Consider the following 13,838-nt stretch of genomic DNA (forward strand, 5'->3'; position numbering starts at 1 on the left):
AAAACGATCACCTGTGCTGTCGGTCGAACTCCACACGCACTCGTCGCTCTCCTACGACGGCCGCGATCCGGTCGAACTCATCCTGGAGCAGGCCGAAGCGATCGGCCTGGACGCGATCGCCGTGACGGACCACGACGAGATCGACGCGAGCCTCGAAGCCGTCGAGCGCGCGCCCGACTACGGACTGGTCGCCATTCCGGGGATCGAAATTTCGAGCAAGGCCGGCCACATCCTCGGACTCGGCGTCGAAGAAGCCGTCCCGCCCGGACTCTCCTACCGATCGACGATCGACGCCATCCACGAGCAGGGTGGCCTCGCGGTCATCCCGCACCCCTTCCAAGAGGCGCGCCACGGCGTCATGGCCCGGATCACGCGCGAGGAACTCGCGATGGGCGACGCGATCGAGATCTACAATTCGCGGCTGTTCACCGGCCGAGCGAACCGGCAAGCCGAGCGGTTCGCCAGGAGCCGCGGTCTGCCGATGACCGCCGGCAGCGACGCTCACATCAGCGAGATGGTCGGCCAGGCCGTCACCCGCGTCGACGCCGAGGAGCGATCGGCGGACGCGATCCTCGACGCGATTCGCGAGGGCAAGACCTCGGTCGAGGGCAAGCGCACGCCGTGGCACATCAGCTTCCGACAGTTCGGCGGTGGCGTCACGCGCCGAATCAGGAGCGCCGTCCTGGGGTTGTTCGGATGACGCTCCGCGGCGCCGATCGGGAGGCCGTCCGCGAGGCGATCGAGACCGGCGACCCGCTGCCGGGCACGAGCGGTTTCGCCGGGAGCGTCGACGGCCGCCTCGTTCGCGACGTACTCGGACGGGTTCCGCTGTTCGTCGATCGCGGGCGGAGCGGGCCGATCGACGGGACTGCCGATCCGGACGACGAGACGACCGACTCGACGAGGAGTCCGGCGTGGTCGTTCGACCCCGCCTCGCTCGACGATCCGACGCCGTTCCCCGCCGGCGCGGTTCTGGAACCCGGAGCGGCCGAACCGACCGCCGCGTGGGCGCTCCCCGACCCCGAACCGGACTCCGATCGGGGGGCGGCGCTGGATCGGCTCGCCGACGCGATCGAGGCCGCGGCGGCCGACGCGCGAGCGAGCGACGCCGCGATCGCCGTCGCGTTCTCCGGCGGCGTCGACTCGGCGCTGGTCGCCGAACTCCTCGACGCGCCGCTGTACGTCGTCGGCTTTCCGGACAGCCACGACGTCGACGCGGCCCGCACCGCGGCGGCCGCGATGGGGCGCGATCTGACCGTGGTCGAGCTCGAACCGGCCGACCTCGAGCGCGCGGTCCCGGAAGTGGCGCGGGCGATCGATCGCACCAACGCGATGGACGTCCAGATCGCGCTCCCCCTCTATCTGGTCGGCGAGCGGGTCGCCGCGGACGGGTTCGACGCGGTCGCGCTCGGCCAGGGCGCCGACGAACTGTTCGGCGGGTACGAGAAGGTCGTGCGGCTCGACCACCGCGTAACGGCCGACACGGTCCGGGGCGCGGTTCGGGAGCAGATCGCCAGCCTCCCCTCGCAGCTGCCGCGGGACGTCCTCGCGGTCGAAGCCGCGAACCTCGACCCGGTGACGCCGCTGCTCCACGACGCCGTGGTCGAGGCGGCGCTTCGCCTCCCCGACGACCTCCTCGCGCACGAGGAGACGCGAAAGCGCGGCCTCCGGCTGGTCGCGAGCGACTACCTGCCCGAGTCGGTCGCGTACCGTGACAAAAAAGCGGTCCAGTACGGCAGCCTCGTGGCCCGCGAACTCGATCGGCTGGCGCGCCAGGCCGGCTACAAGCGCCGGATGGACGACCACGTCACGAGGTACGTCGAATCGCTGCTCGAAAACTGATCTCTCGGACGCCGCGGCGTCAGTCCTCGGTCTCGGTGGGCAGCTTGTTGTCCGGGTCGCCGCCCATGTGCTCGGCGACCGTTCGGCGGTTGGTCTCGCCGACGCGATCGCTGATTTCGGCGACGAGGTCCGCGAGCGTCTCCTGGACCTGACTGTCCTCGTCCTTGACGAGTGCACCGTTGGTGCCGTCGGCCCCGAAGTCGGGGTGGATCGGGACCCGGCCGAGCAGCGGGACTTCGTACTTGTCGACGATGGTGTCCGCGCCGCCGGTGCCGAACAGGCCGTGTTGGTCGCCACAGGACGGACAGATGAACGAACTCATGTTCTCGACAACGCCGAGGACGGGCGTGTCGTGCTTGTTGAACATCTGAATGCCCTTGCGGGTGTCGTCCAGCGCCATCTCCTGGGGCGTCGTTACGACGACGGCGCCCGTCACCGGCATCGACTGCAGAAGGTTCAACGTGGCGTCGCCGGTCCCCGGCGGCAGATCGACGATGAGGTAGTCGAGGCGGCCCCACTCGACGCCTTCCAGGAACTTCAGCATGAACTTGTTGACCATCGGGCCCCGAAGGATGGCCGGGTCGTCCTCTTCTTCCATCATGAAGCCCATGCTGATGACGCGAACGCCGTCCGATCGGGGCGGGACGATGTCCTCGCTCGGGGTCACGCCGGGATCGCTCTCGACCGGCAGAATCCGGGGCACGTTCGGACCGTGAATGTCGGCGTCGAGGATGCCAACCATGGCGCCGCGCTTCTCGAGGCCGGCGGCGAGGTTGGCCGCGACCGTCGTCTTGCCGACGCCGCCTTTCCCGGATGCGACAGCGATCACGTTGCGGACGCGGGGCAGGACCTCCTCGTCGAACCCGTGTTCCTGGCCGACGTGGGCGCGCAGGTCGGCTTCGAGGCCGACTTCGTCGCAGACCTCTCGGATCCGGTTGCCGAGTTCCATCTCGGAGGGGGCATACGGCGCGTTCAGCGCGAGCGAGATTCGCGCCGTCTCGTCGTCGATGGCGACGTCGTTGACCAGCCCGAGCGAGATTATGTCCTCCCCGATGTCCGGGTCTTTGACGTCCTCGAGTTTGATCTTGAGTTCGTGTTCTGTAATACTCATAGTGCGTCGTGTGTGTTACTGGTCGTAAGGGACCGAACCGGGATACGTGTGATGGTTCGGCGATCGAACGAGCGATCGACGGGAGGGCCTTCGCGGCTCGACGGCCGGTAAAGAGGGTGTCCGTCGAGCGAGGACCGTCGGTCAACGAGGGATCGCCGATCGGGTTCGGGACGTCGATCGAGTCAGGGGACGATCGGAAGGAAGGAAAAGACCCGCGGCAGACCGCCGTAGAAGATGATACCGAGCAATAGCGTGAAGATCAGCATGCCGACCCACATCTGGGTCGCGATGCCGACGAGGTAGGTGACCCCGAGCAGGCCGGTTTTCGTATCGCGGGGAGAGCCGAGAAACCACGCCGCGACCATGATGTAGATCGGCACGAGGATGACGCCGAAGATGAGCCAGGTCCCCGTGTTCGGATAACCGGTGAGTCCTTCAGTCCCCTCGTAGCCGTGATAGAGCACGGCAGCGAGCGCGGAATGCATACCGAAGGTATGGTTGCCGTCGCGGTTGATGGTCCGCCCTGCGTGCTCAGGGGGGTTGTTAAGGCGCGATCGACTGCACCGGGGCTGATCGGGTCGGCGGTGAGCGTCGAAGAGACGAAAAACGGTGAACCGAAGCGTAGTCCGAAGGCGATCGAATCGAATCTACGGCGGACCGACCGCACTGAACGGTTCGGGGAGACCGCCGTAGAAGAGGGCGCCGATGATCATCGTCAAGATGAACATTCCGACCCACATCTGGGTCGTGATCCCGACGAGGTACGAGACGCCCATCAGCCCGGTCTTCGTGTCGCGCGGTTCGCCGAGGAACCACGCGGTGACCATGGCGTAGACCGGAACCAGGATGACGGCGAAGATGAGGTACGTCCCGATGTTCGGGAAGCCGGTGAGTCCTTCGGTCCCCTCGTAGCCGTGGTAGAGGACCCACGAGAGGCCATTCAGAAGCTCGGGCGTCAGCGTCATACTTTCACCTCCTGCTCAGCGGCGGTTTCGTGCACCGATTCGTGTTCGTGGTCGTGTTCGCCGTTCAAGTGTTCGATCGCGTGGAGCTCCACCACGGGAACGACCTTGGAGACGGTCAGGAAGACGAGGATGACCAGGCCGATCGTACCGGCCAGCGACAGCCACTCGATCGCGCTCGGGAAGTACTCGCCGGGAGTCGCCTCGTAAATCATGAAGGCGGGGTGCAGGAAGCCCTCGATGACGAACAGGAGCTTCTCCGTGAAGGTCGCGGCGAGCACGCCCACGCTGACGACGAGCGCGCGCTTCTTGCTGAACAGTGCCGGCCGGATGATCGTCGCGAAGATGTACGCGAGCGAGAGGCCGATCGTGCCGATCGCGATCCGGTAGATGGGGTTGGCGACCTTCGCTTCGCTCGCGTGGGCGCGGGCGAGCGGCGCCTTGAACAGCCCGTTCACGCCGAACTGCAGCTGGAACCAGAGGAACAGCATGCAGAAGAATCCGAGCCAGAGGAGCAGGCCGCGGAAGATGTCGTCGGTGATGATGTGTTCCCAACCGTAAGCGCGCCGGAAGCCGTACGCGACGAGGGTGACGCCGCTGATCGCGGACATGAGCGCGATCGAGAGGAACGTCGGCCCCTGGATGCCGCCCTCCCAGGCGGGCATCGCCGGGAGCAGGGAGAACAGCCACGGAATCACGCCGCCGTGGAGCAACAGCGGGGCCATGATGATGACCGCGAGCGCGAGCCACCAGACCATCCGCTCGATGATCGGATCTTCCTTCTCGGAGTAGCCGAGGGTCATGAGCTTGTAGATCGGCTCGAAGCGGTCCGGAAGCTGGTCGCGCAGTCGCGTGATGTCGTATCGGAGCGTGAGAGCGAGGTAGGTCGCCGTCAGCACGAAGTAGGCCGTGATGACGGTGACGTCCCACACCAGCGGCGAGTTGTTGACCGTGATGTGGTAGTGGCCGAGGACGCTCGTGACCATCCGATCCGGACGGCCCATGTGGACGAGAATGTAAAAGCCCGCCGCGGAGAGGCCGGCGATCGTCAGCAGTTCGGCGAGGCGGGCGACCGGCATGTACCGGTCCATCCCCAGCAGTCTGACGGACGCTGACAGGATAATCCCGCCGTGGGCGATGCCGACCCACCAGATGAACGCCCCGATGTACAGCCCCCACGTGACGCCGCCGCCGGAGCCCCAGTCGCCGAGACCGGTAACGATGAGTCCCTTCTGGAGCTGGTAGGCCCAGGCGACGAGGAACGCGCCGAGCGCCAGCGCACAGGCGGCGAACAGGGCGATGTACTGCTTGCTGATGTTGTTGATCGGCCGGAGGATGTCCGCTTCGGACGGGGTCTTGGTGCTCATTTAATCCGCACCCCCGCGTCGCCGACGGTCCCCTTGTCGAGGACTTCCTTGCGATTGTCCGTCAGGTCGAGGTCATCGTAGGCGACCGGACCGTCGACCTGGTGGGCGTGCGCGCCGGGTTCGTCACCGATGTACGTGATGTTCGGATTGGTCCCCATATCCTCGAGCAGCTTGAACTTCGAGCTCGGGTTGCCGGCGTACTCCCGCAGCCGACCGTTGGCGTCGTTCGCGCTGCCCCCGCCGAGTCGCAGTTCGGAGAGCGTATCCTCGCTCTCGAGGTCGACGTACTCCTCGAGCGCGTCGAGGGACTCGAGGATCGTCTGTTCCTTCTCGAGGATGGTGTTGTTCTCCGCGTCGCCGGGGCCGAGCCGTTCGCTGACGATGTCGATCGCCTTCATGACGCTGACCAACTCGCGATCGATCTCGAGCGCCTCGATCGCGGACTGGAGGTCGTCGTCCTCGCTGAGGGTCTCATCGACTGTGTCTGGCGACGGCACGGCGTTGTGGATGTCGATGATGGCCCGGCTCTTGCTCGGGTGCTCGCGGTGCTGGGAGGGATCGCTCCGCTTGTTATGGACGTCGCCGAACTGGATCGCGTTCGGCGGGCAGGCCTGCTCGCAGGCGGTCGTGCCGACCATCTCGTCGCCGCGATCCCCGTCCTGGTGGGACGGGCACATCGTACACTTGCTCATGACGCCGCGGGGAGCGCGAGCGTCGACCCAGCGCTCGCCGTGTTCGTACTCGGCGATCGTAGCGTTGCGTGGGTCCGAGTCGTCCGGAATGCGTTCCGACTCTTCCGGAATGTCCTCGTACGCGACGTCGGGTTCGTCCCACTGGAAGTAGTTGACGCCGTACGGGCAGGCGACCTGGCAGTAGCGGCAACCGATACAGACGTCGTAGTCGGTCAGTACGAGGCCGTCTTTATCGCGGGTGTGTCGAGCCGTCGTCGGACACACCTTCTCACACGGCGCGTCGGTGCAGTGCTGACACGGCCGTACGAGCATGTTCTGGGGCACCCCGCCTCTCACGTCCGGCGGGGTGGACGGGCTATTGGCGGTCCCGTCTTCGAAGGCCATGACGTACATCCAGTTCACCCCCTGATCCAGCTGGTTTTCCTCGGAACAGGCGTTGACGCAGGAGAGACAGCCGTCACAGCGTTCGAGGTCGATCGTCATCCCCCACTGGAGGCCGTCGTGCCCCCCTTCTTCGGGCGCCTCCGCGGCTGCGACGTTGGCTTCGCGACTGTTTTCGGCCGTGCCCCAGGCGCCGAGCCCGACGGCCGCCGCGCCGGCTCCCATCTTCTTCATCGCCTCGCGGCGGCTCTCTTCGCCGTCACCCCCGAACTTCTCGAGCATCCGGGAGACCGTGCCCTTGGCCTCCTTCTGGGCGGTCTCGAAGGCTTCGGCGGTCGGGCGGCTGTCCTCGCCGAATTCCTCCATCACGTCCTCGTGATACATCTCGTGGAATTCGGCTTCGGATAGCTCGCCCTTGGTGACGCGCATCGCGTCCTGGGCCATTTGCATACCGAGTTCGGTATCGTACTCGGTATCGTCGAGCATCGACTCGAGTTCGTCTTCCCACTCGCTTCCGAGCGGGTGGAATGATTCGTCGTCCGTACTCATCAGGTCAGAACACCTCTGTACACGGCGGTTTCGTAGAGCAGTAACTTGCCGGGGTGTACTTTAATATGTCCATCTATTCCTCTAACCCGAGACTCACGACCAGATCTAGTTGAAATATGGACCCGGTTTCCACTTCGCGAGAATCGGCGCGAACATGTTCGGTTATACATATAGGTCGCAATTCATCACCGAGAGTCCAGCATACGGATAGCTAGAAACAAGCTGGCCTCTGAGTCAGCGACCTGGGTCGATTGATCAGTTCGCGGCGAATCGCCCCTCGAGCGATTCGTCCTCGAGTCCCGGCAGATCCTCGACGAACCGCTTGATGATCGCCTCTTCGGCCCGGTGGAGCGTCTCGCTGCAGGTCGACTTCGCGATCTCGAGGTGTTCCGCCAGCTCCGTCAGCGAACACCGACGCGGCGTATCGTAGTACCCCTGCTCGACGGCGGCGGCCACAATTTCGAGTTGGCGCTCCGAGAGTAACTGACTCTCGTGGAGCCGTTCCTTGACGTGCTCGATCCGGTACCGCAGGCCGAACCGTTCCAACTGGTCGGCCAGTTCGGCGATCCGCTCGCGCGACCCGGTCACGTCGATCGTCGCCTCCCCGTCCCGAATCTCGACCGGGAGTTCGATCGGCATCCCCGGCTCCCGCGGGGAGAACTGCAGGAGCGGTTCCGTCGTCTCGAAGTGGACCGTCGCCTCGTTCTCGCTCCGCTGGACGAGCGTCAGTTCGGTGAGCTGCGGGTGCTCGCTCATGTCGTTGAGCACGTCGGCCACCTCGGGGCCGGCGATCCGAACGAGCGCGAAGCCGGACTCCGAGCCCGGAACGGCCGCGAGGACTCTGAACGTCGCGTCCGGGTAGGCCGTCGAGATCTGGTGTACCCAGACCTCCTCGGGCATCGTAATCGTGAGTGTCGCTTGAGCCATGCGAGCGTATTCCGATCGAACCTACGCCTCGGTGGCTACGAATACATTCGGCCGATTCCTACGCCGCGGGAATGCCCAGGTGGGCGACGATCGTCGCCCGTCGGTCGCCGTCAACCGGAGGGCTAGTCCGCGTCGGCCAGGTGATCGAGCAGGAGGTCCGTCAGTTCGTCCGGCCGTTCGCTCGGGACCCAGTGGCTCGTCTCGGGGAGGAGTTCGAGGCGGCCGTCGTCGCAGTACCGGCGGCTCGCGGTCGCGAGCGCGGGGACGAGCGCCTCGTCGTCTTCGCCCCAGACGACGATCGTCGGCGCCGTGACGCGATCGCGGCCGTACTCCGGCGGGTACCGGGCGCTGGCCCGATACCAGTTGAGCATGCCGGTGAGCGCCCCCTCCCGGTTCCAGGCGCGCCGGTAGCGAGCCAGCGCCTCGTCGGAGAACGTTCCCTGTGCGGACGTCTCGCGCAGTCCGCGTTCGAGCAGGGCGAAATCGCTCGCCTGGAGGACGAGTTCGGGCACGCGGGGGATCTGAAACGAGACCGCGTACCAGCTTCGAAGAAGCTGTTCGGGATTCGATCGAAGCTGGTGGCGATAGGCCGTCGGGTGGGGCATGTTGACGACCCCGACGCGATCGACGACGTCCGGGTACCGGAGCGCGAGGTCCCAGCAGACGCCGCCGCCCCAGTCGTGGCCGACGACGTGCGCTGACTCGCGATCTTCGGCGGCGACGAGATCGACGACGTCGCGCGCGAGGTCGCGCCGGCGGTACGCCCGAACGGTTCTCGGTTTCTCGCTCAGGTTGTACCCCCGCTGGTCGGGGACGAGGACGCGATAGCCGGCGTCCACGAGCGGTTCGATCTGGTGGCGCCAGCCGTACCAGAACTCGGGGAAGCCGTGGAGCAACACGACGAGCGGACCGTCCTCGGCCCCCGCAGTGACGGTGTGGAGCCGAACGCCGTTGACCACCCGGTGGTTCGAATCGACCTCGACGGTCGACAGCAGCGACGCGTCGGTCCCCGGAGCGCCCGAACCTTCGTGCATGCGTTCCCGAGGTTGTGCGGCGATCGGGATAGCGGTTGGGGAGCTGACACGGGGCGCGGTCGAGTCGATCGATCTCCGCGCCGACCGCGAGCCGCCCCGAACCAGGCGCCGGGTTCAAGTCCAGACGCGGAGACAGTCCGTCGAACAGAAATGCAGATCGACGGCCTCCTCGGAGCCGCCGTCGACGTACGTCGTAAGGGTGTACGCGATCTCGTCTTCGGAGTCACAGTTATCGCACTGCATACCGTCGACGACGAATCCTCCGATATTCATTATGAGGTAATTATCACGACGGTCGATCAGTTAGCGCGGGGATAACTGGCGTCAAGCCGATCTTGACCCGACGGGGGGAACTGGGCCGTGCCGCGCTCTCGGACGGAGATCAGACGCGGGTACCGTCTTCGGCCTCGAGCAATTCGTGATACCGATTTCGAATGGTCACTTCGGAGATGCTGGCGACCTCGCTGACGTCGTTCTGGGTGACCTTCTCGTTGGTCAGCAGCGCCGCGGCGTAGACCGACGCGGCCGCGAGGCCGACCGGTGACTTGCCGCTGTGGACGCCCTTCTCCTTGGCCGTCTTCAGGAGGTTGCGCGCGCGCCGTTCGGTCTCGTCGGAGAGCTCGAGGTCGCTCGCGAAGCGGGGGACGTAACTCTCAGGGTCAGCGGGCTGGACTTCGAGGCCGAGTTCCCGGACCACGTAGCGGTACGTGCGGGCGACTTCGTCTTTCTCGACGCGGCTGACGGCCGTGATCTCGTCGAGGCTGCGCGGCGTCCCCGCCTGTCGGGCGGCGGCGTACAGCGAGGCCGTGGCGACACCCTCGATCGATCGGCCGGGGAGGAGGTCCTCTTCGAGCGCGCGGCGGTAGATGACCGAGGCGGTCTCGCGGACGTTCTCGGGGAGGCCGAGCGCGCTTGCCATCCGATCGATTTCGCCGAGCGCCTGCTTGAGGTTGCGCTCCTTGGAGTCGCGGGTGCGAAAGCGCTCGTTCCAGGTGCGCAGGCGCTGCATCTTCTGGCGTTGACGGTTCGAGAGGGCCTTCCCGTAGGCGTCCTTGTCCTGCCAACCGATGTTGGTCGAGAGCCCCTGGTCGTGCATCATGTTCGTCGTCGGGGCGCCCACGCGGCTCTTCTCGTCTTTCTCGGCGGCGTCGAACGCGCGCCACTCCGGCCCGCGATCGATCTCGCCTTCCTCGACGACCAGTCCGCAGTCCTCGCAGACGGTCTCGGCGTGCTCGTCGTCGGAGACTAGGCGACCGTCGCACTCCGGACACTGCTCTCGCTCCTGTTCGTCGGCCTCAGCCGGACCCTCGGACTCGCGCTGGCGTCGCTCACCCGTCCGGGTTCGGATGGTGGAGTCTGTCATTGTATTGGGAACCAGTAGGAACGATCGGTGGAGAACCGTTCTAGCGTTCGCAACGCTAACGGAGTTCTATCACTTAAATTCTTCGATAGTACGGACCGATGAACGGGCGACTGCCCTCCGGACCGCGTCGAGATCGAACGCCGACGGTTGCGCCGGCGGTATCGAAACCCTTACTCTCCGGAGACCGGTGGGGTTGCATATGAGCGACGACGCCGTCAGTCCCGAGGAGGTTCGCCACGTCGCGGAGCTCGCTCGCGTCGACCTCGACGACGACGAGGTCGAGCAGTTCACGGGCCAGTTCGCGGACATCCTCGAGTACTTCGAGACGCTGGACGAGGTGCCGGAGGTCGATCGCGAGGCGACGCTTTCGAACGTGATGCGTCCGGACGAGGAGCGCGACTCGCTCGACAGCGAGGAAGCGCTCCGAAACGCGTCCGAGACCGAGGACGAATATTTCAAAGGACCGAACGTTTCCTGATCATGTCAGCGAACATCTTCATCACCGAGGAACGGATCGAGGGCGACGGCGACGGCCCGCTGGCCGGGACGACCGTCGCGGTCAAGGACAACATCTCGACGGCGGGTGTCCGTACCACCTGCGGCTCCAGGATGCTCGAGGAGTACGTCCCGCCGTACGACGCGACGGTCGTCTCGCGGCTGAAGGACGCCGGCGCGACGATCGTCGGTAAGGCGAACATGGACGAGTTCGGAATGGGGACGACGAATGAGACGTCGTACTTCGGACCCGTAGAGAACCCGGCCGCGCCCGGACGGGTCCCAGGGGGCTCCTCCGGCGGCTCCGCGGCGGCCATCGCGGCCGGCGAAGCCGATCTCGCGCTCGGTTCCGACACCGGCGGATCGATCCGCTGTCCGGCCGCCTTCTGTGGCATCGTCGGGATCAAGCCCACCTACGGGCTGGTCTCGCGATATGGGCTCGTCGCCTACGGAAACAGCTTGGAGCAGATCGGCCCGTTCGCGAACACCGTCGAGGACGCGGCGGCGCTCCTCGACGTCATCGCCGGCAGCGACGACCGAGATGGAACCACCCGCGAGGCGGGTGACGACGCGAACTACGCCGACGCCGCCACCGGCGACGTCGAGGGGCTCTCGATCGGCGTTCCCACGGAACTGCTCGACGGCGCCCACGAAGGCGTCGTGGAAACGTTCTGGGATGCGATCGCCGATCTCGAGGATCGGGGCGCGGAGTACCACGAGGTCACGCTTCCGTCGGTCGAACATGCCGTCGAGGCCTACTACGTGATCGCGATGTCGGAAGCCTCATCGAACCTTGCCCGGTTCGACGGCGTCCGGTACGGCCACTCGGCCGACGCCGACGGCAACTGGAACGAGACCTTTGCACGGACCCGCAAGGAGGGGTTCGGCGACGAGGTCAAACGCCGCATCCTGCTCGGGACGTACGCCCTCTCGGCGGGGTATCACGACAAGTACTACAAGAAAGCCCAGGACGCCCGCGCATGGGTCAAGCAGGATTTCGACGAGGCGCTCTCCGAGGCGGACGTCCTCGCGTCGCCGACCATGCCGGTGCCGCCGTTCGAGCTCGGCGAGAGTCTCGACGACCCGCTCCAGATGTACCTCGCCGACGCGAATACGGTCCCGGTCAACCTCGCGGATCTCCCCGCGATCTCGGTTCCGGCCGGCGAGACCGACGGCCTCCCGGTCGGCCTGCAGCTCGTCGGCCCCGCGTTCGGCGAAGCGCGTCTAATTCGCGCCGCGAGCGCGCTCGCCTGATCGCGACGCGGCTCGTCCGCCCGTCGTACCGGCGGATTCGGAGGTATCTTTTTATAGTGATCGTGCGAACGTTCAGCACACCGAACCAGTCGAGCGTACGTCATGAAAATCACGCGAGGTCACGAGGTCGAGTTCGACGAGTTCTCGCGGGCCTGCGATCTCGTCGAAGGCTACTTCGGCGAGACGATCGACGACGTCGCGTTGCACGCGCCGGTCTCGCGACGGCAGCTCATCGCCGTGCTCGCGCGGGCCCAGCTTACCGGTCGCCAACTGGCGATCGACGGCCTCGCCGAGCAGGGAGCGGTCGTCTACCAGTCGAGCGACGAGACGCTCCTCTGGCTCGACGGCGGGTTCTGGACCGACATGCGGGGGCTACACCACCTCGATCCGGACGAGGGTCGCGCCGCCCGCGAGGTTCACCGGCGACTGATCGAGGTGATCGACGGCGACGTTCCCTACTACAATCGAGAGCGCGACCCGTTCGTCCTCATCGAGCGATTCTATCCGTACGACTGACGACGTCGATCGACGAGCCGGCGGCGTCCGAAAAATCGATCCGACCGCGAACTCACTCCTGATACGCGAGGTTCATGATCCACTGCGAGAAGGCGTCGCTGTTCGGATCGACTTCCTCTTCGCCGATGAACGGCGAGAGCATGTCGCCCGCCATCAGCAATCTGAAATCGAGGTCGCGGGCGGTCGGCGTGATGTAGTAGGTGTTGTGCCCGTCGTAGATCGTTTCCTCGCGATCGACGAGGCCCTTCTCGACGAGCGACTCGACGATTCGACTTCCCTTGCGCGACGAAACGTCGAGGTCCTTCCAGAAGTCGCTCTGGTGAATGCCGCCGGTCTCGCGGACGAGCTCGAGTCCGGCGCGCTCGTCCTCGGAGAGTTCCGCTTCGATCGCAGAGACGCTCACGGCGACCACCTCTCCATGTACGTCGCGGCAGGCAGGAATCCGTCCATGTCTATACGAGGTGGATCGATCCGCTTAAATGTGCCTTTCGTCGGCGAGGGATCCGTCTCAGCCGACCTCGCTCGCGCCGTCCCCGAGGTCGACTCGCTCGTAGTCGGTCACGCACGGCGGTCCCGGTGCGTAGCGATACCGCGGCTCCGCGCCGATCGCGAGCAGCGACGACGATCGGGTGCCGAACCCGTCGCCGTGGATACAAACGCCGTACTCGTGGTCGCCCAGCACCTCGCCCGCGCGATCGAGCCACTCCGTCGCGGTTTCGTTCGGTCGGGCTGCGAGTTCCGCCCGCACCGCACGGGCATTCGCAGCCTGCTGGCGGGCGGCGTCCCGCCGGATCGACGGGATTTCGGCGTCGTCGTCGACCGCGACGTTGACGACGACGTGGACGCCGGGCTCGAACGTCGTTCGACGCAGGTCGCCCTCCCACCGGAAGCAGAACGCGTCCGACGCGTCGGCGACGACGAGGTAGAACCCCTCGTACTCGTATTCGTCGGTGGTCTCCTCGACGATCGTCGCCGCCTCGGCCGCGGATTCGGCTTCGAGAACGTCGGCGACGAGCAACCCTCGCGACCGATCTCCGGCGAGATCGGCGTCGGTCCAGCGGTTCGTGACGCCCGCGAAAACCCCGAACTCGTTGTAGCCGATCCAGGTTCCGCCGGCTTCGGCGTCCTGCGGCGCGATCACGAACGGGTCCTCGCGGTAGACGCCGGGGGGTATCGACTCCCGATCGAGTCGCTCGTCACGGTTCGCGGCCACGGCGATCGGCGCCTCGTCGAACGCCCGCCAGGCGAGAGTCAGCGTACACACGACTCGCTGTAGGGGCGCGAGCGCCTTAACTTCGGTTCCGGGTGGGGCGACGACGACCCGTCGGCGCCATCGACGACCGCG

At 66.1% G+C, this 13,838-nt stretch carries 16 protein-coding genes; 5 read left to right on the plus strand and 11 right to left on the minus strand.

What is annotated here, in order from left to right:
- The first annotated feature begins 13 nt into the window (after nucleotides 1–13).
- Complete coding sequence (locus tag MUH00_RS16485; RefSeq protein WP_247000444.1) at nucleotides 14–700, plus strand: PHP domain-containing protein; 687 nt, start codon at nucleotides 14–16, stop codon at nucleotides 698–700.
- Nucleotides 697–1,842 (plus strand): asparagine synthase C-terminal domain-containing protein, encoded by a 1,146-nt coding sequence (locus MUH00_RS16490; RefSeq protein ID WP_247000446.1) that lies wholly within the window; start codon nucleotides 697–699, stop codon nucleotides 1,840–1,842. Before MUH00_RS16485 ends, MUH00_RS16490 begins: the two co-directional genes overlap by 4 nt.
- A gap of 19 nt (nucleotides 1,843–1,861) precedes the next feature.
- Here the strand turns inward: MUH00_RS16490 and MUH00_RS16495 are convergent, their stop codons facing one another.
- The 9 genes from MUH00_RS16495 to MUH00_RS16530 form a co-directional block, all read right to left on the minus strand.
- A complete protein-coding gene (locus MUH00_RS16495; protein ID WP_247000448.1) occupies nucleotides 1,862–2,953 on the minus strand; it encodes an Mrp/NBP35 family ATP-binding protein in 1,092 nt (363 codons plus the stop codon).
- A gap of 182 nt (nucleotides 2,954–3,135) precedes the next feature.
- Nucleotides 3,136–3,438, minus strand: a complete 303-nt coding sequence (locus MUH00_RS16500; RefSeq protein WP_247000450.1) for a hypothetical protein — start codon at nucleotides 3,436–3,438, stop codon at nucleotides 3,136–3,138.
- Nucleotides 3,439–3,600: 162 nt separating this feature from the next.
- Entirely contained in the window at nucleotides 3,601–3,918 is a 318-nt protein-coding gene (locus tag MUH00_RS16505) for a hypothetical protein (protein WP_247000452.1), read from the minus strand.
- Nucleotides 3,915–5,282 carry an NrfD/PsrC family molybdoenzyme membrane anchor subunit gene (nrfD, locus tag MUH00_RS16510; protein ID WP_247000454.1) on the minus strand — a complete coding sequence of 456 codons (1,368 nt, stop codon included), beginning with the start codon at nucleotides 5,280–5,282 and terminating at the stop codon, nucleotides 3,915–3,917. The genes MUH00_RS16505 and nrfD overlap by 4 nt, the downstream gene beginning before the upstream one ends.
- Nucleotides 5,279–6,904 (minus strand): 4Fe-4S ferredoxin N-terminal domain-containing protein, encoded by a 1,626-nt coding sequence (locus tag MUH00_RS16515; protein ID WP_247000456.1) that lies wholly within the window; start codon nucleotides 6,902–6,904, stop codon nucleotides 5,279–5,281. Before MUH00_RS16515 ends, nrfD begins: the two co-directional genes overlap by 4 nt.
- Nucleotides 6,905–7,159: 255 nt before the next feature.
- The gene (locus tag MUH00_RS16520) at nucleotides 7,160–7,831 is read right to left on the minus strand and encodes a helix-turn-helix domain-containing protein (protein WP_247000458.1); all 672 of its coding nucleotides are present in this window, start codon (nucleotides 7,829–7,831) and stop codon (nucleotides 7,160–7,162) included.
- A gap of 122 nt (nucleotides 7,832–7,953) precedes the next feature.
- Nucleotides 7,954–8,865 (minus strand): alpha/beta fold hydrolase, encoded by a 912-nt coding sequence (locus MUH00_RS16525; protein WP_247000461.1) that lies wholly within the window; start codon nucleotides 8,863–8,865, stop codon nucleotides 7,954–7,956.
- A gap of 114 nt (nucleotides 8,866–8,979) precedes the next feature.
- Nucleotides 8,980–9,108: a hypothetical protein gene (locus MUH00_RS22885; protein ID WP_256464794.1), complete on the minus strand. Its 129-nt coding sequence runs from the start codon at nucleotides 9,106–9,108 to the stop codon at nucleotides 8,980–8,982.
- A 139-nt stretch (nucleotides 9,109–9,247) separates the two neighbouring features.
- Nucleotides 9,248–10,228: a transcription initiation factor IIB gene (locus MUH00_RS16530; RefSeq protein ID WP_247000463.1), complete on the minus strand. Its 981-nt coding sequence runs from the start codon at nucleotides 10,226–10,228 to the stop codon at nucleotides 9,248–9,250.
- A gap of 199 nt (nucleotides 10,229–10,427) precedes the next feature.
- Here MUH00_RS16530 and gatC point away from each other — a divergent pair, with 199 nt between their 5' ends.
- The 3 genes from gatC to MUH00_RS16545 all read left to right on the plus strand — a co-directional run bounded on the left by gatC (nucleotide 10,428) and on the right by MUH00_RS16545 (nucleotide 12,493).
- Nucleotides 10,428–10,706, plus strand: coding sequence for an Asp-tRNA(Asn)/Glu-tRNA(Gln) amidotransferase subunit GatC (gene gatC, locus MUH00_RS16535; protein ID WP_247000465.1), 279 nt, complete (start codon nucleotides 10,428–10,430; stop codon nucleotides 10,704–10,706).
- Between the two features lie 2 nt (nucleotides 10,707–10,708).
- A complete protein-coding gene (gatA, locus tag MUH00_RS16540; RefSeq protein ID WP_247000467.1) occupies nucleotides 10,709–11,977 on the plus strand; it encodes an Asp-tRNA(Asn)/Glu-tRNA(Gln) amidotransferase subunit GatA in 1,269 nt (422 codons plus the stop codon).
- A gap of 102 nt (nucleotides 11,978–12,079) precedes the next feature.
- A complete protein-coding gene (locus tag MUH00_RS16545; RefSeq protein ID WP_247000469.1) occupies nucleotides 12,080–12,493 on the plus strand; it encodes a DUF8048 family protein in 414 nt (137 codons plus the stop codon).
- Between the two features lie 52 nt (nucleotides 12,494–12,545).
- On the opposite strand, the gene MUH00_RS16550 is transcribed toward MUH00_RS16545, so the two are convergent.
- Both MUH00_RS16550 and MUH00_RS16555 read right to left on the minus strand, forming a co-directional pair.
- Nucleotides 12,546–12,896 carry a helix-turn-helix transcriptional regulator gene (locus MUH00_RS16550; RefSeq protein ID WP_247000471.1) on the minus strand — a complete coding sequence of 117 codons (351 nt, stop codon included), beginning with the start codon at nucleotides 12,894–12,896 and terminating at the stop codon, nucleotides 12,546–12,548.
- Between the two features lie 105 nt (nucleotides 12,897–13,001).
- Entirely contained in the window at nucleotides 13,002–13,757 is a 756-nt protein-coding gene (locus MUH00_RS16555; RefSeq protein ID WP_247000473.1) for an NRDE family protein, read from the minus strand.
- Nucleotides 13,758–13,838: the final 81 nt, after the last annotated feature.

This window comes from Halosolutus gelatinilyticus, from assembly GCF_023028105.1.
In the GTDB taxonomy this organism is placed as follows: Archaea; Halobacteriota; Halobacteria; order Halobacteriales; family Natrialbaceae; genus Halosolutus; species Halosolutus gelatinilyticus.